Origin of the sequence: Eikenella halliae, from assembly GCF_001648475.1 — a bacterium.
Classification (GTDB): domain Bacteria; phylum Pseudomonadota; class Gammaproteobacteria; order Burkholderiales; family Neisseriaceae; genus Eikenella; species Eikenella halliae.
Window position 1 is genome coordinate 38,994 of the sequence record NZ_LXSQ01000016.1, and the last position, 22,600, is coordinate 61,593.

Here is a 22,600-nt window from a genome sequence, read left to right on the forward strand (position 1 = left end):
TGGCAAAGGGTTTTCAGGTAGCCTTAATGAATGAGTTCGGCAGTCCAAGATTTTCAGGTAGCCTTTATCACGCAAGCAAAGGCTGGCCGCAGGCCGCTAAATCCAGCCCAGCGTATTGGCAAACACCAGCAAAATCGCCACCGGCGCGAGAAAGCGCAGGGCGTTGAGCCACAGCACAATCAGAGCCTGCGGCACGCTGCTGCCTTCGCGCATGTGCGCCAACACATCGCTCTTCTGCCGTATCCAGCCCACAAACACCGCCACCAAAAGCGAGCTAATCGGCATAATCAGCGCGGTAATCATGTAATCCCACAAGTCAAACAACGTTTTGCCAAACAGTTTCCATTCGGCGAGCACGCCGAACGAGAGCGCGGAGGGGATGCCGACAATAAAAATCGCCGTGCCGATCAGCCAGGTGGTTTTGCTGCGTTTGCGCTCGTCTTCGCGGATGGCGGCGGCAATCACGGTTTCCAGCATGGAGAAGGCGGAAGTGAGCGTGGCGAACACCACCAGCAGCATAAACACGGCAAACAGGATTTGCCCCAGCGGTAGCTTCATAAACACGGCGGGCAGCACCACGAAAATCAGCCCCGGCCCCTGCCCCGGCTCAAAGTTGAAAGCGAACACGGCGGGGAAAATCACCAAGCCGGCCAACAGAGACACCAGCAAATTCATCCACATAATACTGTTGCCGGAGCGGAATAAATCCTGTTTTTTGTCCAAATAGGCAGCATAAGTAATCATGGTGGACACGCCCAGGCTCAGCGCAAAAAAGGCCTGCCCCAGTGCGGTGAGCATGGTTTGCGGCGTAAAGTGCGACCAATCGGGCTTGAGCAGGAAGGAGATGCCCGCCATCGCGCCGTCTAGCGTGAGCGAGCGCACCGCCAGCAATATCAGCAACACAAACAGCGCGGGCATCATGTATTTGTTGGCCCGTTCGATGCCCGCCGCGATGCCGCTTTTCACCACCCACACCGTCATCAGCATAAACAGCCCCTGATAGGCGATTGAGCCAGCCGGGCTGGAAATCGTGCTGCCGAACAGCGCGCCGAAATCCGCATTTTGGTGGATGCTGCCGTCAAACGCGTGCACCACATAATTCAATACCCAACCGCCCACCACGCTGTAAAACGACAGCAAAATAAAGCAGGCAAACACGCCCATGCGCCCGATCCACGGCCACAGGCTGTTCGGCGCGAGCGTTTTAAACGCATCCACCGCGTTTTTGCCACTCTTGCGGCCGATATAAAACTCGGCCAGCTGCACCGGCAGCGCCACCAAGATGGTGAACACCAAAAACATCAGCACAAATACCGCGCCGCCATTGGTACCGGCGGTGTAGGGAAATTTCCAAATCGCGCCCAAGCCGATGGCAGAGCCGGCGGCGGAGAGGATAAAACCGATTTTAGACGACCAGGAAGCAGGGGTTTTCATACGGCTGCAATCATCCGAACAAAAGAAAGGCGCGATTTTAACAAAAACAAACATCCAAGCCGCCGCCACAATCCCGCCGTCGCCGCATTATGCAGTTTTCCTGCCCGAATCGGCAACTGCACAGGCAGGCCAGATATTTGATTGCTATATTTTTAGCATTTAATATTGTTTTAAAATATAAATAGCAATTCTGTTGTTTTAATCTCACATTATCAATCAAGAGAAAAACAGTTATACCAATATCACCACTCCTGCCCAAACCAATCCGGCAGCATGAAAGGCTACCTGAAAATGCCAACCGGCTTTCAGGTAGCCCCCAAATCTATATAAGCCAACCATGCCTTACCAGAAAACATCAGCCGTTCGCACAGCCGAACAAAAACTCCTTGCAAACAAAAATAGTTCGCACTAATATGCCGCCCTATCATGCAAAACGAAAACCGTCTTTTATCCCCGGCCGCGCTCTTATTCGTGATTGCCGTCCACGCCCTGCTGTTTTGGCTGCTGACCTCGATTAAGCCGCCGGAACTGCCGACCGAACCGCCCGGACTGAGCTTTGTCGATCTTGGCGAGATAGGCGGCGGCGGGGGCGGCGGCGGTACGGGTGGCGACACCATATCTGAAGACGAGCCGCCCGCCGGGCCGCCGGAGCAAACCCCGCCCGAAGCGCCCAAACCAGAACAGCCGAAACCGGAGCGGCCCAAGCCGCAGCCGGTTAAACCCGTGCCTGAGCAGCGCGCGCAAATCAAACCGGTGGAACGGCAAGACAAACCTGCCGACATCGTTCAGCCCAAACCGGTTGAGCCGAAACCCGAACCCAAACCGCAGCCTCAAGCACAACCCCGCCCCGAACCCAAGCCGCAGGCGCAGACCGAGCGGCCGATCGCCCCTACCAACCCGAATGCAGGCCATAGCGGCAACGCAGGTGGTGGTGGCGGCAAAGGTACGCCCTCCGCCGGAGAAGGCGGAGGCCGCGGCGGCGGCCGTGGCACCGGTCATGGCCAAGGTGAAGGCGATGGAGAAGGCCCCGGCAAAGGCGGTGGCCGTGGTGGCGGCGAAGGCGGTGGTGTCGGCAACGGCCAAGGCCCTGGCGGTGGCGGCGGTGGTGGAGGCGACAGCGCGCCCACCCACCTCGGCGGCTACCTGAATAACCCGAAACCGCCCTATCCGCCACAATTGGAAGAAGAAGGCATCAGCGGCACGGTAAAACTGCGCGTGATGGTGGAAGCCAACGGCAAGCCTTCCAGTGTGGAAATCGTTTCCGCCTCCCATCCGCTGTTCGGCGCATCCGCTGCCAACACCGTGCGCCAGAGCTATACCTTCGTTCCGGCCAAACGCAACGGCCAGCCCGTTCGCCAAAGCTATACTTTTACCCTGCGTTTTAAAGCTCCTTAAAAGCCCAACTAAACCGATTAGCCAATCTCATTACCTTAATATTAGGAATATTATGAACTTAGGACACGTTTTCGCCCAAGGCGACATTGTATTGATTACCGTATTTCTGCTGCTGGTGCTGATGAGCATCCTCACCTGGTGGATCATCATCATGCGCAGCATCCGCCTGCACCAAGTGCGCCACGCCAACCGGGGAACGATTGAAGCCGTCGCCACCGTGGCCTCGCTTGATGAAGTGCTGCGCCTGGCCAAAGCCCACCCCTCCCCTCTGGCCGACCTTACCCAATCCGCCGTTCAGGCCGCGCGCCAATATCGCGCCAACCCCGCCAGCCAGCTCACCAGCATTCCCTTGGGCGACTATCTGGTGCAACACATCCGCCATAAAATGGACATTGCCAAACGCGGCCTCAACGGCGGGCTTACCATTCTCGCCTCCGTGGGCGCCACCGCCCCGTTTATCGGCCTGTTCGGTACAGTGTGGGGCATTTACCACGCGCTGGAAAACATCAGCCAGCAAGGCCAGGTAAACATCGCCACCGTGGCCGGCCCCATCGGCGAAGCGCTGGTGGCCACCGCCGTCGGCCTGTTTGCCGCCATCCCCGCCGTGCTGGCCTACAACTTCATCGTGTTCGGCAACAAACAGGTGGTGCAGGATATGGATGCCTACGCCTACGATTTGCACGTTAAGATTATGAACGACAAGGAGTAAGAGCATGGCCTTCGGTTCGATGAACGGCGGCGACGATTCGCCCATGGCCGACATCAACGTTACCCCGCTGGTAGACGTGATGCTCGTGCTGCTGATTGTATTCATGATCACCATGCCGGTGATGACCCACTCCATCCCGCTGGAACTGCCCACCGCCTCGGCCAAGCAAGTGGCGGAAAACGCCGCCCAGCCCAAAGACCCGCTGCGCCTTTCCATTGCCGCCAACGGCAGCTACCACTTGGCCGAAGGCGAGAAAATCAGCCTGCAGGACTTGGAAAGCCGGTTGCAAGAGCTGGCCAAAACCAATCCCGACCAAGTGATTGCCATCGCCGCCGATAAAAACGCCCAGTTCGACCACGTGGAAAAAGCCCTCAGCGCCGTGCGCGACGCCGGCCTGAGCAAAGTCGGCTTCGTTACCGAAGAAAAAGACCGCGCCCAGCCGCAGCAGTAAACCGCAGCCTAGGCCAATAAAAAGGCTACCTGAAAACCTAATAGCGCAGAAATTTTGCTGCGCTGCGTTTTCAGGTAGCCTTTTATAGTGGATTAACAAAAATTAGGACAAGGCGGCGAGCTTCAAACAGTACGGATAGCACGACAAGGCGAGGCAACGCTGTACTGGTTTGAATTTAATTTACTATAAAAGCTTGATGCTTTAGATGTTAGTGGATTTAGCCACTTTCACATCAATCAAAGTACCCGTCTTGTGAAAAAGTAAACCACATTAACGGGATTGAGAGCTTTTGGAATCAGGCGAAACGACATCTGTGTAAGTTTAACAGTATTATCAAAGAGCATTTCGAGCTATATTTGAAAGAGTGCGAATGGCGTTTTAAAAACAGCAAAATGAAATCTCAGATTTCCATTTCAAAACAATTGGTAAAACAAAATTTATCCAAGTTGTCTAGAATAGCCACAAAATTTCAATAGGAGATAATATGAAGAAGTTAGAAAAGCATACAATTTTAGAAGATGTTGAGTTTCTCGGTGATATCTTTAGAAGATATATTTTTTATAGTAATGCTAATATCAAAGATTACAATATAATCAATTGCTTTATAAGTTTTTTAGAAGAACTGATAGAAGACAACAGTATAAAGCTATGTGATACTAGATTTGTTCCACCAAAAATTCTATCTGGAACACCAAGTGAGCAATCCAACGAATTAAAAGAAGTATGGCCGACAATGGATACTATGCTAGCAGTCTTCCCAGAAGACCCATATTATTATTTAGAATGGGTATGGTGGAATGCCACTTGCCCAATACATCTGGCAGAGTTGCCTAATATAGAAGTGTATTCTTAAGCAGCGGAAAGCGTAGTGTGGATGGAATATCTGAATGTAGCACGCGTAGCATAGCTGCATATCTGTAAGGTGGGTGTTTGCTGCCAGCGCAGACAATCTTTCCGTATCACAACACACTTTTCAGGTAGCCTTTTCCAATAGTTTGTGGTGCCGTGCCGTTTATGCTGCTTCCTTCTTGCTCAAAGTGAAGCCTGTGAAGCCGAACACGAGGGTGAGCAGCAGGCTGAGATAGCAGAAGAAGGCGTAGGGCAGATAATCGATCACGGGCACACCCAAGGCGTGGTGGATAAACACGCCGCACACGCTCCAAGGCACGAGTGGGTTGGTTACCGTGCCGGCGTCTTCCACGGTGCGGGCGATGTTGCGCGGGTGCAGGCCGAGCCGTTCGTAGATGGGCTTGAAGGTGTTGCCGGCCAGAAGCAGGCTGAGGTATTGCTCGCCGATGAGCACGTTTACGCCCAGCGAAGTGGCGGCCACGGTGAAGGTGGCGCGGCCGGCGTTAACCAACATATGGCCGATGCCGGAGAGCAGCGCGGGCAGGATGCCCAGGGCGTTAAGCAGGCCGCCGAGGCTGAGGGCAAGGATAACGATGGTTTGGGTGAAAAACATGCTGCCGATGCCGCCGCGCGAAATCAGCTTGGCCACATTGCCCAAATCGGTGCCTTCTGGCGGCGCGTAGCCGTTGAAGAAGTAGCCGCCGAGCTGTTCGATGCTGGGGCTGCTGTGCAGGTAGGTGAGCACGAGGGAAACGGCGATGGTGATGATGATGGTGTAAATCGCGTTCACGCGGCGCATGGCCAAAACGATGAGCACGGCAAAGGGCAACAGGGTGTAGCCGTGCACTAAGCCGCTGGCCTGCAGCTGGGTTTGGAAGGCGGCCACGCTGCTTAAATCGGCGGCAGCGGTGTGGCCGGAGAGCAGCCAAAGCAACAGCGCGGTAAGCAGCCAAGCGGGGATGGTGGTGTACATCATATTGCGGATGTGGTCGAACAAATCGATGCCCACAATGGAGGCGGCAATGCTGGTGGTGTCGGAAATGGGCGACATTTTGTCGCCGAAAAACGCGCCGGACACCACCGCCCCGGCCACCACAGCCGGATTAGCACCCAACGCGCTGCCCATACCAATAAAGGCCACGCCCAGGGTGGCACAGGTGGTGAGGCTGCTGCCGATGGCCACGCCCACCATCGAAGTGAGCACGAAGGCGGAAAGATAAAAAAACTGCGGCGAAATCAGCTCGAAGCCGTAATACATCAGCGTGGGAATCGCGCCGGACACCATCAGTGCCGACACCAGCAAGCCAATGAAAAAGAAGAGATAAATCGCGCCGATGCCGGAGAGTACGCCGCGCGCCATGCTCAGCTGCATACGGCCGAAATCCAACCCTTTGGCTTTGCCGAAACAGAGCAGCCCGCACAGCACCAAAATTACCGACAAATGCGGCACCCAGCCGAAATGAATCATGGTGATGCTCATCACGGCCACCACCAGCGCGGCCATCACCGCCGCCTCGCGCGGTTGCATTTCCAATAGGGCTTCTTTGGTTTCGTTCACTTCCGTCTCCTCCCGCTTCAACTTGGCAGTTTGTGCCACAAATTTTGTAAAGAGACTGCCAAACTACCATTTCCCGCCCGGCAAGGCAATCCCGGCATCAGCAATACCTATTTTAAAAGGGCACAGATTCGCCTGATTTGTGTTTCAGGCTACCTGAAAGCAGTTTAGAATCATATTAGAAATGAAGTTTATGCAATAAAATTGCAAAATGTTAGGCATTATAAAAAATAAATGTCTCCCCTCTATTCCCGGCAGCACTTGCAACAAACACATGCTATTCAGCTAAAATACGCCCCAACCGAAAGGCTACCTGAAAAATACCGCCTTTAGCTGTTTGAACTTCCGTTGCAGTTCATGCTTTCAGGTAGCCCCAAATATTCTATAAATCACCATATTAAACAAGGACACAACCATGCCAGACTACCGCTCCAAAACCTCCACCCACGGCCGCAATATGGCGGGCGCACGCGCATTGTGGCGCGCCACCGGCGTGATGGAAACCGACTTCGGCAAGCCCATCATCGCCGTTGCCAACTCGTTCACCCAATTCGTGCCCGGCCATGTCCACCTGCACAACATGGGCCAACTGGTTGCCCGCGAGATTGAAAAAGCGGGCGCAATCGCCAAAGAATTCAACACCATCGCCATCGACGACGGCATCGCCATGGGACACAGCGGCATGTTGTACTCCCTGCCCAGCCGCGATTTGATTGCCGACTCCATCGAATACATGGTCAACGCCCACTGCGCCGACGCATTGGTGTGCATTTCCAACTGCGACAAAATCACCCCCGGAATGCTGATTGCCGCCATGCGCCTGAACATCCCGACCATCTTCGTTTCCGGCGGCCCGATGGAAGCGGGCAAGGTCATCGGTGTGGCCAACATCCAACCCGAACGCCGCCTGGACTTGATTGACGCCATGATTGAATCGGCGGACGACAATGTCAGCAACCAGCAAGTCGAAGAAGTCGAACAAAACGCCTGCCCGACCTGCGGCTCCTGCTCCGGCATGTTCACCGCCAACTCCATGAACTGCCTGACCGAAGCGCTCGGCCTGTCCCTGCCCGGCAACGGCTCCTACCTCGCCACCCACGCCGGCCGCAAAGAATTGTTCCTCGAAGCCGGCCGCATGATTGTCGAAATCACCAAACGCTATTACGAGCAAGACGACGAAACCGTGCTGCCGCGCAGCATCGCCACCAAAAAAGCGTTTGAAAACGCCATGACCATGGACATCGCCATGGGCGGCTCCACCAACACCATCCTGCATTTGCTCGCCGTTGCCAACGAAGCGGGCGTGGATTTCAAAATGGCCGACATCGACCGCTTAAGCCGCGTCGTACCCTGCATCTGCAAAACTGCGCCCAACAACCACGACTACTACATGGAAGACGTGCACCGCGCCGGTGGCATCTTCGCCATCCTGAAAGAACTGGACAAAGCGGGCAAACTGCACACCGACGTGTACACCATCCACGCGCCGACGCTGAAAGACGCGATTGAAAAATGGGACGTGACCAATCCCGAAAACACCCACGCCATCGAACGCTTCAAAGCCGCCCCCGGCGGCGTGCGTACCACCCAAGCGTTCTCGCAAAACCGCATGTGGAAAACCCTCGACCTCGACCGCGAAAAAGGCTGCATCCGCAACGTCGAACACGCCTACTCGCAAGACGGCGGTTTGGCGGTCTTGTTCGGCAACATCGCCGAGCGCGGCTGCGTGGTGAAAACCGCAGGCGTGGACGAGAGCATCCTCAAATTTACCGGCCGCGCCCGCGTGTTTGAAAGCCAAGAAGCCGCCGTCGAAGGCATTTTGGGCAACCAAATCGTTGCCGGCGACATCGTCATCATCCGCTACGAAGGCCCGAAAGGTGGCCCCGGTATGCAGGAAATGCTGTATCCGACTTCCTACCTGAAATCTAAAGGCTTGGGCAAAGCCTGCGCCCTGCTGACAGACGGGCGCTTCTCCGGCGGCACATCAGGCCTCTCCATCGGCCACGCTTCACCCGAAGCGGCGGAAGGCGGCGCCATCGGCTTGGTGCACGAAGGCGATACGATTGAAATCGACATACCCAACCGCAGCATCAACCTGAAAGTGTCCGACGAAGAACTCGCAAAACGCCGCGCCGAAATGGAAGCGCGTGGCAGCAAAGCATGGAAACCGGAAAACCGCGACCGCTACGTCTCCGCCGCCTTGCGTGCCTACGGCGCCATGGCGACTTCCGCCGACAAAGGCGCGGTGCGGGATGTGAGCCAAATCGAACGCTAATTGGTTTTAAAGCGTCAACCATTTTCAGGTAGCCTGTATTGCTTGCAGGCTACCTGAAACTTTATCTGATTTAATGATTTGGGTATGATTGCAGCCCTACTTACTGCAAAAAAGGTATTCCAATGAGCATTTCTTTCTATATAAAAAACCCCAAAAAGCTATTCCGCCGCGCGCCTGTACTGACGGTGCAGGAGTGTTTCCAACTTTCCTCTCAGCCGCTGGCACAATTCTCATTTAGTGAATACGATGAGAATTTTGATTTACAACAATTTCAAGCCCGGCCGCTTTCCGACTTCGAATGCCTGCTGCTTGGCGTGAACGAAAAAAGCGGCAGGGGTTTTGAATTGTCTTTTGATGAGAAAACGCAAGAATACGCCGTACGGGAATTCACGCCCAGCACTTTGGAAGACTGGCAAATCGCCCTGCAATACCTTGCCGATTTAGCCCGTACGCTCAAACAGCCGATTACCTGCGAAACCGGTGAAACTTTCACCGCCGACACCATCCAAACCTTCGATTTCAAACCAGATATGCAGGCAGGCATATCTATGGTTCCTTTTGAAGGCGAAGAAGATTTACGCAGCTACAAGCTGTACGGCGTCATCCGCCCCGTAGCCCTAAATAAAGAGCTCCGCGAGAAATTTCTAGCCGACCACGACCCGCTGGCAGCCTTCAGCCGCTTTATGCGAGAAATTCAATGGCTGGATGCCTATTCCGCACAACAAATCATCGCACGGGAAAACGATTCGGGCGAATATATCGGCTTCTACACCTTAAGCCCCAATCTGCCGACCATTCTGCCTTATCGGCCGGAAATAGAATACGATCCTGCTTTGAACCTGTCCGATCACGACATCAGCCGTTGGCTGCTCGCCCTGCACAACAGCACCAACGGTTCATTTACCGAACTGCCCTACGATACTTTTATTGCCAGGCTGCCCAAAGAAAAATACCGTTTCATTGATGCCGCCTATATCTTGTTAGACGCCTTCACGGAAGACGAATTGGCACAACTGAGTATGGAATAATCTTCAGCAAATAATCCGACTTTGGCTTATGTCGATATTTTTCAGGTAGCCTCCGCCACCATGCAGGCTACCTGAAATCATTAAGCTTCAGTAAATCAAAAAACTTGATACAATACGCCCGATGGAAAAGCCGGCCATACAAGCTTTTCCATCATCTTAATAGTGGATTAAATTTAAATCAGGACAAGGCGGTGAGCCGCAGACAGTACAAATAGTACGGCAAGGCGAGACAACGCTGTACTGGTTTAAATTTAATTCACTATATTTCATCCTGCCTGCTTTCAGGCAGCCTATTGTTAACCCTTATCCGTTCACGTATATCATGACACACACCTCTCCCGCCGCTTGGCGGCAAAAAATCGGTGCCGTTGTTTTGCACCCGTCCACCCAGCTGGCCATCCTCATCATCATCGTTTTAAACGCCATCATCCTCGGCCTGCAAACCTCGCCCGCCGTGGTGGCGCGTTGCGGCGCGCTGCTGCATTGGCTGGATATGGCCGCGCTGGTGATTTTTATTGTGGAATTGGCGGCGAAATTCGTTGCTTTGGGGCGGCGGTTTTTCCGCGACGGCTGGAATATTTTCGATTTCCTCGTGGTGGCCGTGGCGCTGTTGCCCAATGCGGGCGCGCTTTCGGTGTTGCGTTCGCTGCGCGTGTTGCGCGTACTGCGGCTGATCAACCGCATGCCGCAGCTGCGCCGGATTGCCGATGCCATTTTGCAGGCCGTGCCGGGCATCGGTGCGATTGCGGGGCTGATGGGCATTCTGTTTTACGTGGGCGCGGTAATGTCCACCACGCTCTTCGGCGAACGCTTCCCCGAATGGTTCGGCAGCCTGGGCAAATCGCTGTATACGCTGTTTCAGGTGATGACGCTGGAGAGCTGGTCGATGGGCATCGTGCGCCCTGTGATGGAAGCCTATCCAAACGCCTGGCTGTTTTTCGTGCCGTTTATTTTGGTGTCTGCCTTTGTGATGCTGAACTTATTCGTGGCCGTGATTGTGGATACCATGTCCAACCTGCATTCCGCCGAACCGGATGCGGAACACCCGCCCGAAGCGCCGCAAGACGGCCAAATCCTGGTGAGCAGCGCCGAGCTGGCGCGCCTGCATCAAGAAATGTCTGAAATCAAAGCCTTGCTGCGCGAACAGCAGGCAAAATAATTCAGGTAGCCTGTTTGGCCGCAGAGGCTACCTGAAACGCACGATCCCGCTTTTCAGCCAGCCTGCCGGCCCATGCCTGCTTTCGCCCTACCCTATTGAGCAATCTGCCATGACCGCCGCCCTCCACCTACGCATCTGCCTCGATTTTATTGAAACCGCTTTGCTCAATAGCGGCAGCAGATGGGATACAAGCGAACTCTACGAAGCCCACCAACGCGCTTGGGGCTATCTCCGCTGCCCCCAAAGCGAATGGACGCAAACCCATACCACTCCGCACTACCCGCCCGGCAGCGATTTGCCCACCCTGCTGGCCGCACGCAATTTCCTCGCGCCTTATACCGCGGATTACGCCCAAGAAACGCACGAGTCCGCCTTTTTTCATGCTTTGGCACAATATGATGCCAAGCTGCCGGAAGCGTTTGCCCGATACCGCCAAATGCGTTTAAACGATATCGGCGCAATCCGGCCGATTACGCCCGAACAGCTGGCCGAGTTGCAGGCATACCCAGGGTTTGAAACCATTTTGGTAGAGGATTGGGCTGATGAAGCAGAGCGGTTCGAGCGCGTGCCGGTGCAGGAAATCGTCTTGCAATCGCTGGGCTTTTTAGAGGAATACGTCCGCCCCTACAGCCGAAGCCACCAAATGTTGTTCGATTATCCCGCCGCTACCCGCGCCTTTTTCCAAGGCCGGCTGTCCTCTGCCGGGCTGGCAGCAAAATGCAGGCAGCATTGGCAGCATCAAAGAAACCAATTCAATGGCATTCCCCATCTGCGCCGCCAAGAAGCGGCCATGGGCTTTTTCCTGTGGGAAGCCGCATGGAACGAAGCGTTGGCCAGCCAAGAAGGCGTGCAAGACCCGCCGTTGTTCTATTTCCTCGACAATCTCACCCAAATCAACGCAGGCCTGGCCCTGCAATGGCGGGATTATGTTGCACCCTTATTGAGAGCCACATAAACGCAGCCTGTGTATATCTAAAGTTTCAGGTAGCCTGTATCGCCACGCAGGCTACCTGAAACTTTATCTGGCACAACAATTTAGATATGATGGCGGCAGGTGAATCCGTAACGAATTTCCTCCAATCAACCCAACTCAGGAGCAAGCCCATGCTTTCATCACTGCATACCCGAACTGCCTCCTTCGCCGCCGTACTGTTGGCGCTATCCGCCACTGCCGCCGCCCATGTCGCCCCCGATAGCTGCGGCCTGCCCGACAGTGCGACACCTGCCAGCTATCTGTCCACCAACCACGACAGCGAAAAAGTCAATATCCGCGCACAGCCCAACACCCGCGCCGCCATCCTTGCCGTTTGTGACAATCAAAGTGAAGCCGCTATCCTCGGCAAAAGTGGCGCGTGGTACCGCGTGCGGCTGGCCTTGCGGCCAAACCAGCCGGCGGAGCGGCGCATCATCAACGGCTATGTGCACCAAAGCCAGGTCAGCCTGCGCCATGTTTATACCGTGCACAGCGCCGACGGCTCGGCCAACCTGCGCCTGAATGCCAACCGCCATGCCGAAATACAGCAACGCATCCCCAACGGCACCACCGTGATCGAATACCCCGCCAAGCGCCAAGGCGACTGGCATTATGTGAGCGTACACGGCAGCGACAGCGATAACTATGGCTATGCGCACAAAAGTCAGTTGAGGCCGAAAGCCGGGCGCTAAGCAGTAAAACATTTCAGGTAGCCTGCCATACCCAAGTAGGCTACCTGAAACTTTATCCGGCGCACTAATTTAGCTATGATTACGCCAAACTAATCGCCTGGCTACTCGCCAAACTCTCCAATCATCATGCCGACCCTGCATATCCGCACCCCCAATCCCACGCTCTATATCGCCTTCTTGGCGCTCGGTTTATTGAACGCCATCAAATCGGGAGTCATTTCGCCGGAAGCAGGCATTTGGACATTACGCATGCCGAAAAACTATGATGAAATCCTGCCCCACTGCCCGCCAAAATTGCAGAATATCATCGAGTGTTTCGATGAGTTAGACCTGCTCTCCCGGCTCGATGCCGTTGCCTATGCCCAAACCATCGACCGCCTTCTGCGCGATTTGCAGCAAATCGTGGCGGAACATTCCGAACCATACGATGCCCATTTAAGCGTAAGCGGCTAGTTTCATCGTGAGCTGAAACCCTACCGCTTTGTTTCCGCCATCATAAAAGGCTACCTGAAAACCAAAAAACCAGTTTTCAGGTAGCCTTTACTATGCTTTCAAATAATTACTGCTTCATCGCATTCACCAGCGCGTTCACGTTGTAGCGGAACATCTGCTCATAAGTGGCGGCGGGGGCGCCACGGCTCAGGGCGTCGGAATAGAGCTTGCCGTTGACGCGGATGCCGGTTTCGCGCGAAATGCGTTCCACCATGCGCGAATCTTTGATGTTTTCGCTAAACGCGGCGCGGATGCCTTGGCTGCGGATTTGGCGGATTAGGGCGGAAACCTGGCGGGCGGAAGGCTCGGCTTCGGTGCTCACGCCTTGCGGGGCGATGAATTCGATGCGGTAGCGTTTGCCCATGTAGTTGAAGGCATCGTGCCCGGTGAGCACTTTGCGCCGTGCCTGTGGCACGCTGTTGAATTGGGTTTGCGCCCATTGGTGCATGGCGTCGAGGCGGGCTTGGTAGCCGTTGAGGCGCTGCTGGTAATAAGCGCGGCCTTGCGGGTCGACTTTAATCAGCGCGTCGGCCACGTTTTGGGCGTAGGTTTTCATCAGCACCGGGTCGTTCCACACGTGCGGATCGAATTCGCCGTGATGGTGGTGGCCGTGGTCATGACCGTGGCCGTGGTGGTCATGGCCGTGATCATGATCGTGGTCGTGATCATCGTCGTCGTGGTCTTCGGCCTTCATCGGCTGGATGTTTTTGGTGGCCTCGGCAAACGGCACGCCGCTTTGGCGGATGCCGCGCATCACCGCAGCCTGCTCGAAGCCCAAGCCGTTCACCAATACGAGCTTGGCATTGCGGATGCGCTGCATATCGCGGCTGGTGAGGTTGTAGGCATGCGCGTCTTGGTCGGGGCCGACCAGGTTGCTCACGTTCACGCGCTCGCCGCCCACCTGTTTGGCCACGTCGCCCAAAATACTGAAGCTCGACACCACCTCCAGTGGCGGCGCGGCATACAGGCTGCCGGAAAACAGCGCGGCAATCAGGCCGAGTTTCCAATGTTTCAATTTCATCTTTTACTCCTTATGTTTGGTTGTCATATGAGCCTTCCGGCTCGTCCGTGAGGCTACCTGAAAAATTTCAGGTGGCCTTTAAAGCTTGCCCAAACCAATACTACTGTATTGGCATATTATTGGTTTCATTATTCCTTATAATTTCCAGGCGACTATCATGGTCACACCCTGTTCACCTTTGCGCCTCATGCCGGCGCGGGCACTTCCTTTTCTTTGCCTCGCCAAAGAAAAGGAAGCAAAAGAAAAGCGACTGCGGGCACAGGTTTGGCTTCGCCAAACTTCCCTCACTCCACACGGTTTTTCGGGCGGGCTCGCAACTTGCGGCTGCGCCGCTTCGAACATGCAAGCCCTTATTCCCCGAAAAACCGTGCTCCGCTCGGCTGTGCCAGCAGACAGATGGCAAGACCGGTAGATTGTTGGTGGAAATACGGTTTAATTCATGATAAGCACAAAGGCTACCTGAAAACCGGAAACAAACCGGGTTGTATGGCATCAATGCCCGACTTGAGGCTGCCGTATTTTCAGGTAGCCTTTAGCCGATGGGTATCTGCCAAATATCAAGCCTGCAAATGCCTCCCGCGCCACCATTTGGGCAGCATCCCGCCCTCGCGCCCGATAAACAACGACACGGCATACACGCCGCCCAGGCACAAAATAATCGCCGGGCCGGAGGGGATATCCACATGGTAGGAAAACAGCAGGCCGCAGAAGCTGCAGGAGAGCGCAATCAGCACCGCGAGCGCAATCAGCCCGCCCATGCTGCGCGACCACAGCCGCGCGGTAATCGCCGGCAGCATCATCACGCCCACCGACATCAGCGTGCCGATGGCCTGAAAACCGGCCACCAAATTCAGCACCACCAACATCAAAAACAACACGTGCCACAGCCCGCCGCGCCCGTTTACCGCGCGCAGAAACAGCGGGTCGATGCTCTCCAGCATCAGCGGGCGGTAGATCAGCGCCAGCGTCAACACCGACACCGCGCTCACACACAACACCAAAATCAGCGACGGCGTATCCACCGCCAGAACCGAACCGAACAAGAGATGCAGCAAATCCACATTGCTGCCGTAGCTGCTCACCAGCACCACGCCCAAGGCCAGGCTGGACAGGTAAAACGCGGCAAAATTCGCGTCTTCCTTCAAATTGGTGTGGCGGCTCACCAAACCGGCGAGCAGCGCCATCGCCAGCCCGGCGGCAAAACCGCCCAGGCTCATGGCGGGCAGGCTGAGCGAACCGGCGGCAATATAGCCCGCCGCCGCGCCGGGCAGCACCGCATGGCCGAGCGCATCGCCCACCAGGCTCATGCGCCGCATCACCAAAAACACGCCCACCGGCGCCGCGCCCACGGCCAGAAACAGCACGGAGGCAAGGGCATAGCGCATAAAATCGTCGGCAAAAGGTTCGATCAGGAGCTGGGAGAGGGTCATGGTGTGTGCTTATTCGTGTTTCGGGTGGTCTTTTGGATTTGGGTTGATGGCTAAGATACTGATTCCGGCCATATCGGCAGGCTATTTGCCATGAGGGTGAAACACAACCAGCTTCCCCTCCGGATAATCGCCCAGCCAGCCGCAAGGGAAAACGCCTTTTTTATAGGCTTTGAAAACGGCATTCCAAAGCGGATATTTTTGTATATGTTTGATATTCAAGTAACAGTTGAGCAGGTCTGCTTCGATGTCGTTCAGATAGTCGGCATATCCGACTTCTTCCAGTCGGGATTGGATAACGGGCACAATCTCTTTATCCCAATAATCACGAAATTTTTCATCTGTCAGTTTGAAGATGAGCGAGCAGTTTTCCCGCAAATCCAGCCAGCAGGTTTCCACTTCTGTTTGGCTGTAGAGATAGGTTTTCATTTCATCGATATTGGAAACGAAATGCCAGTTTGGGTTTTCGGCGGTTTCAAAATCCAACAGGCGGTTATCAATGATGTCAAACATTTGTTTCATTTTTATACCTTATTTATATTTTCGATGTGCGGTATGCAATATTTCCAGCCCGGCTTTCAGGTAGCCTGCTTGGCGGGCGGGCTGTCGTTGCGGATTATCACGCCTTCACCCACAGCGGTGCCGCCTTCCATAATCCAAAATTCCGTTCCGGGGCGCAGGGCGGAATAATCCACGCGGCCGGGGTAGAGGTAGTCCAGCCCGGCTTGCAGCGGCTCGCCGAATCGGGTGTGCCCGAACGCGGCAAACACGATGCCGAGCATGTCGCGGCTGCCTTTGGGCGCGAAGTGCGGGCGGTAGCCTTCGGCGGGGAAGTGCGTGCGGCTGCGGATGCGCTGCGGGAACGCTCCGGCGGAGAAATCTTCGCTGCGGTTTCGGAAGAAAACAACGGTGGCGGCAAACATGGCGTTCAGGCTACCTGAAAACTCAAGCCGCGCACCATTCGCGCGGTTCGGTGCGGTGCATGGCTTCGGCGGCCTGTTTCAGGTAGCCTTCGGTGAGCACCTCGGCAGTGGCGCCGCTGGCGATTTTTTCGCGGGCAATCAGGAAGGTGTGGGGGAAATAGGCGCGCACCTGCTCGTAATCGTGCAGCACGGCAATCACGGCGCGGCCTTCGTTTTGGTGGCATTGGCGCAATACTTCCAATAATTCATAAGTGGTACGCGCGTCCACGGCGTTGAAGGGCTCGTCCAGCAGCAGGAATTTGGCATCCTGCACCAGCATGCGGGCAAACAGCACGCGCTGGAATTGGCCGTTGGAAAGCTGGCCGATGCCCCGGCGGGCAAAATCGGCCATGCCCACGCGCTCGAGCGCGGCGTGCACCCGTTCGCGCTGTGCGGGTTTGGTGCCGCCGAAAAAGCCGATTTCATACCACAAGCCCATGGCGGCCAGCTCATACACGGAAATGGGCTGGCTGCGGTCGATATCGGACTGCTGGGGCAGATAGGCGATGTCGCGGCGGGCGAGGCCTTGCCATTGCACGCTGCCGGTGCTGGTTTTCAACAGCCCCATGATGGCTTTGAGCAGGGTGGATTTGCCCGCGCCGTTGGGGCCGAACACCGCCCACATGCTGCCCGGCGCAAATTCGCCGCAAATGTGGTGCACGGCGGGATGGCGGCGGTAGCTCACGGTGAGGTTGTCGAACACGATGCTCATAATGCGGCGCCCGTCCAAGCAAACACGCCCAGCATCAGGGCGATGAGCAATACGGCCAAAAGCAGGCGGCTGCCGGCGCCGCGAAGTAACCAAGAGTGCATAGCGTGTGCTGAGTGTTATGTTGTAACGGGCGGCATGATACTCTATAACATGTGCTTTTTCCATAGCCGGAAGGCTACCTGAAAAGCAGGCAGAAAATGCCGCTGCGTTAATTTAGCGCAGATAAAATGCCAATTTATTGGTAAGATTGAAAAAATACTTGCCGCACGGCGCAGTTGCCCCAGCCACCCCGCCGCGCCGTTTCCCTTGCACAAGGTATGAAGTAGACAAGCGTTTGGCTATAATGACTAGATTACTTGCGCCTACTTACCCCTCCTTCCCCCGCCCACCAAGGAATAACGATGAAGAAACTGCTCCTGCTCGCTATTTGCGCCGGCCTGCTCGCCGCCTGCGGCGGCCAAGCCCCAAGCGAAGCCTCCGCCCCCGAAGGCAACAACGCCAACCTGCTCAACCTCTACAACTGGGCGGATTATGTCGACCCCGCCACCCTCACCGCCTTCACCGAGAAAACCGGCATCACCGTCCGCTCCGCCTACTACGACAACAACGAAACCCTCGAAGCCAAAATGCTCAGCGGCAGCAGCGGCTACGATTTGGTGGTGCCCTCCATTTCCAACGTAGGCCGCCAAATCCAAGCCGGCGCCTACCAACCCATCGACAAAAGCCAAATCCCCAACTACGGCAACCTCGACCCGCAGCTGCTCAAGCTGATGGAGCAGGTAGACCCCGGCAACAAATACGCCGTGCCCTATTTCTGGGGCATCAACACGCTGGCCATCAACACCCAAATGGTGCAAAAAGCCTTGGGCGGCAAACCCATGCCCGAAAACGTGTGGGATTTGGTGTTTAACCCCGAATACACCGCCAAGCTCAAATCCTGCGGCATTTCCTATTTCGACAGCCCGCTTGAGCAATACCCCTTGGCGCTCAACTATTTGGGCAGAGACCCCAACAGCACCAAGCCCGAAGACCTGCAAGCAGCCACCGACATGATGCGCGCCGTACGCAAAGACATCCGCATCTTCACCGCCTCAACCTACATCAACGACCTCGCCGCCGGCAACCTGTGCGTGGCCGTGGGCTACGGCGGCGATTTGAACATCGCCCGCAACCGGGCCATCGAAGCCGGCAACGGCATCGACATCCAAGTGCTCGTGCCCAAAAACGGCCTGGCGGTGTGGATCGACTCCCTGATGATTCCCAAAGACGCACACCACCCCGCCAACGCCCTCAAATATATCAACTACACCCTCGACCCCAAAGTGGCCGCCGCCAACGGCAGCTTCGTGACCTATGCCCCCGCCAGCAAACCGGCCCGCGAGCTGATGCCCGAGGCATACCGCAACAACGAATCCATCTTCCCCAGCGAAGAAGCCATGGCCAACAGCTTCGTCATCCTGCCCAAAGACCCGCACACCAGCCGCCTGATGACCCAGCTTTATCAAAGGCTGATGGCAATCAAATAACGGCAAAGCCAGCAAACCACAAAAGGCTACCTGAAAATTTCAGGTAGCCTTTTTGCCATGTCCGCCGTAGGGACAGACCACTCTTCAGTCGGCGTGCAACAAGCAATTGCCGCAGCGGGTGTGAAGCCGCCCCGCCCTCAAGCCGCCCGCTTCACCGGCAACGCCCGATACACCAGCAGGGTTGCACCCAGGCACAAACACAGCGGTAGCCACAGCGCGGGCGACTGGCGCGACAACTCCAACATAAACACCAGCGCGGTAATCGGCATTTTCTGCCCCACACCCAAAAACACCGTTGCCCCCACGAATGCCGCCGCACCCATGTCTACCCCCGGCAGCAGGACGTTCCACGCGCAGGCCGCCAAAAACGCAATCAGCCCGCCCAGCATCATCGACGGCGTAATCCGCCCGCCGTAAGCCCCGGCCAACATAGCCAACAACAGAGCCGCCCACTTCGCCGCCAGCAGCCCCAAAGCCTGCCGCCAGCCCAAAGCCGACTGAAAACTCAACTGGTTACCCGCCTTACCGTTGCCCATAATCTCCGGAAAATACCAGGCCAGCAGCCCGATAAACGCAAACGACAGCAAAGCCACCCACACCATCGCCGGTTTGCGCCGCGGAATTTCAGGTAGCCTTTCCGCGTTCCGCTCAAATGCCCACACACCCAGCGCCAGCAAAGGCGCGGCCGCCAGCGCCCACGCATTAAACCACCCGTCCGGCAAAGGAAAATCCGGCAACGGATACTGAATCACATCGCCCAACGCCGCGCGCACCACCAACACCGCCGTGCCGCAAGCCAACAGCGCCGCCAGCAGCCGCTCGCGCGACCACGACAACAACAAGGTTTCCAAAGCAAACACCGCCGCCGCCAACGGCACGTTGTACACCGCCGCCAAACCCGCACCCGAAGCGCAGGCCAGCAGGATTTTGCGCTCTTCATCATCCAAACCCCGCGATGCCGCCCAACGCTCCGCCAGCGCCGCACTGATTTCACGCGGCGCCACTTCACGCCCCAGCGGCGAGCCCAAGCCCACGGTAACAATCTGCAGCAGCGCATGAATCAACGTGGCCGCCAAAGGCATTTTCTGCCCGTTCGCCACCGCCGTTTTAATCGATACCAAAGGCGAGGCCAGCCTGTGCAGCATCACCCAGCCCACCCCCACCAAACCGCCGCACAACAGCAGCACCATCAAGCGCCGCAGCGACGAGCTCTCCTCCACCATCACGCGGTACGATAACTCTGCATTCAGCGGATAACCAAACGCCAAATGCTGCACCGTGTGCAGCAGCAGCGTCAGCACAATGCCGGTCAGGCCCGCCGCCGCGCCGATAAGCAACAGGGAGAAGATTAATTTGGAAGACAAGGTTTTCATATGGCGGATGTTGAGAAACTAGAACGGTAATATAGTGAATTAACAAAAATCAGGACAAGGCGGCGAGCCGCAGACAGTACACACGTTACGGCAAGGCGAGCCAACGCTGTAATGGTTTTTGTTAATTCACTATAAACGGCTTTAGGCTACCTGAAACCTGCCAGGCCGGTTATGCAGATGGTTTTCAGGTAGCCTGTATAGCGGATTGCAGCAAACCAGACTGCTTTGCAGCATTAGCATATGCGGCTGCCTTGCCTGCAAAAATCCTGCTATAAAACGGCTTCAGGCTACCTGAAAATCTCTGCATCTTTCGGCAGACGGTTTTCAGGTAGCCTGTATGGGTATGGAAATATTAAGCCTTATGCTGCCGCATGCTCAACGGCAGGGGTTTGGAAGACTGGGTACACAAACTTGGCGCATTCTGCAATGCACCCATGGCAGTGCGGATAACCTGCGGCGCAATTTTGCCGATGCTGAATTGCTCGGGCATATTCATCCAAATACTCATCAGCCCGCTGATTACCGACATCATAAATATCACGGCCAAATTAATATTCAAATCTTCCGGCAGTTTTTTCTGTTGCAGGCTCAGGGTCAGCACATCGGTCAGCTGGCGCTGCCACATATCCTGATAGCTGCGCATAATTTTCACTACGGAATGGTTCTGCTCGGTATATTCGCACTTCAGATGAATAATATTGCAAAACTTCCTTACCGTTTCATTTGTTTCCACCTTGCGAAACAAATTAATGGTGGCCACTTCAAAACTTTCCCAAATATCCGGCGACTGGTTTTCTATATCGTGCGCCAGCTCGCTTGATATTTCAGCAAATACTTGTTGAAACAAACCTTCAAACAAATCTTCTTTGTTTTTGAAATGCCAATACAGCGCACCACGGGTTACACCGGCGGTTTGAGCGATTTCGTTTAAAGATGAACGGCCAACCCCTCTTGTATAAAATGTGTCTAAGGCTGCCTTAAGTAGGTAGTTGCGTGTTTTCTGCGCTTCGATTTTCGTTTTTCTCATCGTTATTTCTAGATCATTAACTGGTTTATTTTTTAATTAATTCTGTCATGCCTAGAGCAGGCTTTCAAGTTCCCTTTCAGCCTGCCTGCGCAATAATGTTGCTTTTTAGTATATTAGCATTTCTTCATTCAGATAGCCATAGACGACATACATTGATGTATGTAAAATGCTAGTTTTATTCTCTGCGGCTGCTTTTGCCCCTCAGGCTCCAAGCGGCCATAATTCATTAATTAAACATCAACTTAATTTAAGGCCATCATAATGACATATTTCAGCATATCAGGGAAAACGGGCTTCAGGCTGAGCGCAATCGCCGTAGCTGCCGTATTGGCGCTGTCTGCCTGCGGTAAAGGCGCACAACAGCAACAACAAGGAGCACCGGAATTAGTGGTCAGCGTGCTCACCGTGAAAGCAGAAGACACCACCATCAGCACCGAGCTGCCCGGCCGCTTGGAATCTTTCCGTTCCGCCGAAGTGCGCCCGCAGGTGAGCGGCATCATCAAACGCCGCCTGTTCCAAGAAGGCAGTTATGTGCAGGCCGGTCAGCCGCTGTATCAACTGGACGACGCCAGCTATTCCGCCGGCCTCGCCAGCGCGCGCGCCCAGCTGGCCGCGGCCGAAGCCGCCCAGGCCAAAGCCAATGCCGACTTGGCACGCTACCAGCCGTTGGTGGCCGCCGATGCCATCAGCAAACAGGAATACGATGCCGCCGTGGCCGCACAACGCTCTGCCGCAGCCAATGTGAACGCCGCCCACGCCGCCATCCGCTCGGCACAGGTTAATGTGAACCACGCTCGCATCACCGCGCCGATTTCCGGCTATATCGGCCGCTCCAACGTATCCGAAGGCGCATTGCTCACTGCCGGCGGTACAACCGTGCTGGCCACCATTCAGCAAACCAATCCGATGTATGTGAACGTTACCCAGTCTGCGCTGGATGTGATGAAAATGCGCCGCCAGATTGCCGAAGGCCAGATGAGCGCAGTAAACGGTGCAGTAGAGGTAACCATTATTTTGGAAGACGGCAGCGAGTATCCGCAAAAAGGCCGCCTGCTGTTTACCGACCCGACCGTGAACGAAACCACCGGACAGGTTTCCCTGCGCGTGGAAGTGCCGAACGGCGACAACATCCTGCTGCCCGGCCTGTATGTGCGCGTGCGCCTGCCGCAGGCACAGGCCAACCGCGCCTACCTCATTCCGCAGCGCGCCGTTACCCGAGGGGCGAAAGATACCGTGGTTGTCGTGGCCGCCGACGGCTCGATGCGCCCGCAGGAAGTAACCATTGCCGGCCAGAACGGCAACAACTGGATTGTTACAGGCGGGCTGAAAGACGGCGATAAAGTGGCCATGGACGGCACCATGATTGCCGGCATGATGGGTGCGCAAAAAGTGAAAACCCAAGAATGGCAGGCTTCGCAGCCGCAGCAATCCGCCGCGCCTGCCGCCCCGGCCAAGCCCAACAACGCTTCCGCTCCGGCCCAATCCAGCGCGGCAGCTTCCGCTCCGGCCGCCCAATCCGCTTCCCAAGCCAAATAAAGGG

Annotated in this window: 21 protein-coding genes and 2 pseudogenes; 14 read left to right on the top strand and 9 right to left on the bottom strand. The window is 55.7% G+C overall.

Going from position 1 to position 22,600, the window contains the following annotated elements; genetic code table 11:
• Positions 1-96 precede the first annotated feature (96 nt).
• A complete protein-coding gene (locus tag A7Q00_RS06385; RefSeq protein WP_179946207.1) occupies positions 97-1,434 on the bottom strand; it encodes a sodium-dependent transporter in 1,338 nt (445 codons plus the stop codon).
• A gap of 426 nt (positions 1,435-1,860) precedes the next feature.
• Between A7Q00_RS06385 and A7Q00_RS14155 the strand changes: the two genes are divergently transcribed.
• The 5 genes and pseudogenes from A7Q00_RS14155 to A7Q00_RS06405 all read left to right on the top strand — a co-directional run bounded on the left by A7Q00_RS14155 (position 1,861) and on the right by A7Q00_RS06405 (position 4,842).
• Positions 1,861-2,829: an energy transducer TonB gene (locus A7Q00_RS14155; protein WP_064089768.1), complete on the top strand. Its 969-nt coding sequence runs from the start codon at positions 1,861-1,863 to the stop codon at positions 2,827-2,829.
• A 52-nt stretch (positions 2,830-2,881) separates the two neighbouring features.
• Positions 2,882-3,538 carry a MotA/TolQ/ExbB proton channel family protein gene (locus A7Q00_RS06395; protein ID WP_064089769.1) on the top strand — a complete coding sequence of 219 codons (657 nt, stop codon included), beginning with the start codon at positions 2,882-2,884 and terminating at the stop codon, positions 3,536-3,538.
• Between the two features lie 4 nt (positions 3,539-3,542).
• Positions 3,543-3,989: an ExbD/TolR family protein gene (locus A7Q00_RS06400; RefSeq protein ID WP_064089770.1), complete on the top strand. Its 447-nt coding sequence runs from the start codon at positions 3,543-3,545 to the stop codon at positions 3,987-3,989.
• A gap of 195 nt (positions 3,990-4,184) precedes the next feature.
• Positions 4,185-4,465, top strand: a pseudogene (locus A7Q00_RS12890) (transposase); the annotation flags it as partial.
• A gap of 8 nt (positions 4,466-4,473) precedes the next feature.
• Positions 4,474-4,842 (top strand): hypothetical protein, encoded by a 369-nt coding sequence (locus A7Q00_RS06405; protein WP_064089771.1) that lies wholly within the window; start codon positions 4,474-4,476, stop codon positions 4,840-4,842.
• 159 nt (positions 4,843-5,001) lie between these two features.
• Here A7Q00_RS06405 and A7Q00_RS06410 read toward each other — a convergent pair whose 3' ends face one another.
• Positions 5,002-6,366, bottom strand: coding sequence for a Na+/H+ antiporter NhaC family protein (locus tag A7Q00_RS06410; RefSeq protein WP_064089821.1), 1,365 nt, complete (start codon positions 6,364-6,366; stop codon positions 5,002-5,004).
• A 442-nt stretch (positions 6,367-6,808) separates the two neighbouring features.
• Here A7Q00_RS06410 and ilvD point away from each other — a divergent pair, with 442 nt between their 5' ends.
• The 7 genes and pseudogenes from ilvD (at position 6,809) to A7Q00_RS06440 (ending at position 12,973) form a co-directional block, all read left to right on the top strand.
• Positions 6,809-8,668 carry a dihydroxy-acid dehydratase gene (gene ilvD, locus A7Q00_RS06415; protein WP_049253318.1) on the top strand — a complete coding sequence of 620 codons (1,860 nt, stop codon included), beginning with the start codon at positions 6,809-6,811 and terminating at the stop codon, positions 8,666-8,668.
• 122 nt (positions 8,669-8,790) lie between these two features.
• On the top strand, positions 8,791-9,696 hold the full coding sequence (locus A7Q00_RS06420) for a DUF4299 family protein (RefSeq protein ID WP_064089772.1): 906 nt from the start codon (positions 8,791-8,793) through the stop codon (positions 9,694-9,696).
• A gap of 161 nt (positions 9,697-9,857) precedes the next feature.
• Positions 9,858-9,979, top strand: a pseudogene (locus tag A7Q00_RS13945) (IS5/IS1182 family transposase); the annotation flags it as partial.
• A 39-nt stretch (positions 9,980-10,018) separates the two neighbouring features.
• A complete protein-coding gene (locus tag A7Q00_RS06425; protein ID WP_064089773.1) occupies positions 10,019-10,855 on the top strand; it encodes an ion transporter in 837 nt (278 codons plus the stop codon).
• Between the two features lie 109 nt (positions 10,856-10,964).
• On the top strand, positions 10,965-11,810 hold the full coding sequence (locus A7Q00_RS06430) for a hypothetical protein (RefSeq protein ID WP_064089774.1): 846 nt from the start codon (positions 10,965-10,967) through the stop codon (positions 11,808-11,810).
• 149 nt (positions 11,811-11,959) lie between these two features.
• Positions 11,960-12,520 (top strand): SH3 domain-containing protein, encoded by a 561-nt coding sequence (locus A7Q00_RS06435; protein WP_064089775.1) that lies wholly within the window; start codon positions 11,960-11,962, stop codon positions 12,518-12,520.
• Between the two features lie 126 nt (positions 12,521-12,646).
• Positions 12,647-12,973, top strand: coding sequence for a hypothetical protein (locus A7Q00_RS06440; protein WP_064089776.1), 327 nt, complete (start codon positions 12,647-12,649; stop codon positions 12,971-12,973).
• Positions 12,974-13,079: 106 nt separating this feature from the next.
• Here the strand turns inward: A7Q00_RS06440 and A7Q00_RS06445 are convergent, their stop codons facing one another.
• The 5 genes from A7Q00_RS06445 to A7Q00_RS06465 form a co-directional block, all read right to left on the bottom strand.
• The gene (locus A7Q00_RS06445) at positions 13,080-14,027 is read right to left on the bottom strand and encodes a metal ABC transporter solute-binding protein, Zn/Mn family (protein ID WP_179946209.1); all 948 of its coding nucleotides are present in this window, start codon (positions 14,025-14,027) and stop codon (positions 13,080-13,082) included.
• Between the two features lie 563 nt (positions 14,028-14,590).
• Entirely contained in the window at positions 14,591-15,463 is an 873-nt protein-coding gene (locus tag A7Q00_RS06450; protein ID WP_064089778.1) for a metal ABC transporter permease, read from the bottom strand.
• A gap of 81 nt (positions 15,464-15,544) precedes the next feature.
• The gene (locus A7Q00_RS06455) at positions 15,545-15,982 is read right to left on the bottom strand and encodes a hypothetical protein (RefSeq protein ID WP_064089779.1); all 438 of its coding nucleotides are present in this window, start codon (positions 15,980-15,982) and stop codon (positions 15,545-15,547) included.
• A gap of 56 nt (positions 15,983-16,038) precedes the next feature.
• Positions 16,039-16,383 (bottom strand): hypothetical protein, encoded by a 345-nt coding sequence (locus A7Q00_RS06460; RefSeq protein WP_064089780.1) that lies wholly within the window; start codon positions 16,381-16,383, stop codon positions 16,039-16,041.
• Between the two features lie 22 nt (positions 16,384-16,405).
• The gene (locus A7Q00_RS06465) at positions 16,406-17,134 is read right to left on the bottom strand and encodes a metal ABC transporter ATP-binding protein (RefSeq protein ID WP_064089781.1); all 729 of its coding nucleotides are present in this window, start codon (positions 17,132-17,134) and stop codon (positions 16,406-16,408) included.
• Positions 17,135-17,535: 401 nt separating this feature from the next.
• Between A7Q00_RS06465 and A7Q00_RS06470 the strand changes: the two genes are divergently transcribed.
• The gene (locus A7Q00_RS06470; RefSeq protein ID WP_064089782.1) at positions 17,536-18,660 is read left to right on the top strand and encodes a polyamine ABC transporter substrate-binding protein; all 1,125 of its coding nucleotides are present in this window, start codon (positions 17,536-17,538) and stop codon (positions 18,658-18,660) included.
• Positions 18,661-18,797: 137 nt separating this feature from the next.
• On the opposite strand, the gene A7Q00_RS06475 is transcribed toward A7Q00_RS06470, so the two are convergent.
• Positions 18,798-20,033: a chloride channel protein gene (locus A7Q00_RS06475; protein WP_064089783.1), complete on the bottom strand. Its 1,236-nt coding sequence runs from the start codon at positions 20,031-20,033 to the stop codon at positions 18,798-18,800.
• A gap of 352 nt (positions 20,034-20,385) precedes the next feature.
• Entirely contained in the window at positions 20,386-21,060 is a 675-nt protein-coding gene (gene mtrR / locus A7Q00_RS06480; RefSeq protein WP_064089784.1) for a multidrug efflux system transcriptional repressor MtrR, read from the bottom strand.
• Positions 21,061-21,321: 261 nt separating this feature from the next.
• Here mtrR and A7Q00_RS06485 point away from each other — a divergent pair, with 261 nt between their 5' ends.
• A complete protein-coding gene (locus tag A7Q00_RS06485) occupies positions 21,322-22,596 on the top strand; it encodes an efflux RND transporter periplasmic adaptor subunit (RefSeq protein ID WP_064089785.1) in 1,275 nt (424 codons plus the stop codon).
• The last annotated feature ends 4 nt before the right edge of the window (positions 22,597-22,600 follow it).

Bases quoted from the DNA above. Each gene is read 5' to 3' on its own strand.
- A7Q00_RS06385 (WP_179946207.1), bottom strand. From the start codon at position 1,434: ATGAAAACCCCTGCTTCCTGGTCGTCTAAAATCGGTTTTATCCTCTCC.
- A7Q00_RS14155 (WP_064089768.1), top strand. From the start codon at position 1,861: ATGCAAAACGAAAACCGTCTTTTATCCCCGGCCGCGCTCTTATTCGTG.
- A7Q00_RS06395 (WP_064089769.1), top strand. From the start codon at position 2,882: ATGAACTTAGGACACGTTTTCGCCCAAGGCGACATTGTATTGATTACC.
- A7Q00_RS06400 (WP_064089770.1), top strand. From the start codon at position 3,543: ATGGCCTTCGGTTCGATGAACGGCGGCGACGATTCGCCCATGGCCGAC.
- A7Q00_RS06405 (WP_064089771.1), top strand. From the start codon at position 4,474: ATGAAGAAGTTAGAAAAGCATACAATTTTAGAAGATGTTGAGTTTCTC.
- A7Q00_RS06410 (WP_064089821.1), bottom strand. From the start codon at position 6,366: ATGCAACCGCGCGAGGCGGCGGTGATGGCCGCGCTGGTGGTGGCCGTG.
- ilvD (WP_049253318.1), top strand. From the start codon at position 6,809: ATGCCAGACTACCGCTCCAAAACCTCCACCCACGGCCGCAATATGGCG.
- A7Q00_RS06420 (WP_064089772.1), top strand. From the start codon at position 8,791: ATGAGCATTTCTTTCTATATAAAAAACCCCAAAAAGCTATTCCGCCGC.
- A7Q00_RS06425 (WP_064089773.1), top strand. From the start codon at position 10,019: ATGACACACACCTCTCCCGCCGCTTGGCGGCAAAAAATCGGTGCCGTT.
- A7Q00_RS06430 (WP_064089774.1), top strand. From the start codon at position 10,965: ATGACCGCCGCCCTCCACCTACGCATCTGCCTCGATTTTATTGAAACC.
- A7Q00_RS06435 (WP_064089775.1), top strand. From the start codon at position 11,960: ATGCTTTCATCACTGCATACCCGAACTGCCTCCTTCGCCGCCGTACTG.
- A7Q00_RS06440 (WP_064089776.1), top strand. From the start codon at position 12,647: ATGCCGACCCTGCATATCCGCACCCCCAATCCCACGCTCTATATCGCC.
- A7Q00_RS06450 (WP_064089778.1), bottom strand. From the start codon at position 15,463: ATGACCCTCTCCCAGCTCCTGATCGAACCTTTTGCCGACGATTTTATG.
- A7Q00_RS06455 (WP_064089779.1), bottom strand. From the start codon at position 15,982: ATGAAACAAATGTTTGACATCATTGATAACCGCCTGTTGGATTTTGAA.
- A7Q00_RS06460 (WP_064089780.1), bottom strand. From the start codon at position 16,383: ATGTTTGCCGCCACCGTTGTTTTCTTCCGAAACCGCAGCGAAGATTTC.
- A7Q00_RS06465 (WP_064089781.1), bottom strand. From the start codon at position 17,134: ATGAGCATCGTGTTCGACAACCTCACCGTGAGCTACCGCCGCCATCCC.
- A7Q00_RS06470 (WP_064089782.1), top strand. From the start codon at position 17,536: ATGAAGAAACTGCTCCTGCTCGCTATTTGCGCCGGCCTGCTCGCCGCC.
- A7Q00_RS06475 (WP_064089783.1), bottom strand. From the start codon at position 20,033: ATGAAAACCTTGTCTTCCAAATTAATCTTCTCCCTGTTGCTTATCGGC.
- mtrR (WP_064089784.1), bottom strand. From the start codon at position 21,060: ATGAGAAAAACGAAAATCGAAGCGCAGAAAACACGCAACTACCTACTT.
- A7Q00_RS06485 (WP_064089785.1), top strand. From the start codon at position 21,322: ATGACATATTTCAGCATATCAGGGAAAACGGGCTTCAGGCTGAGCGCA.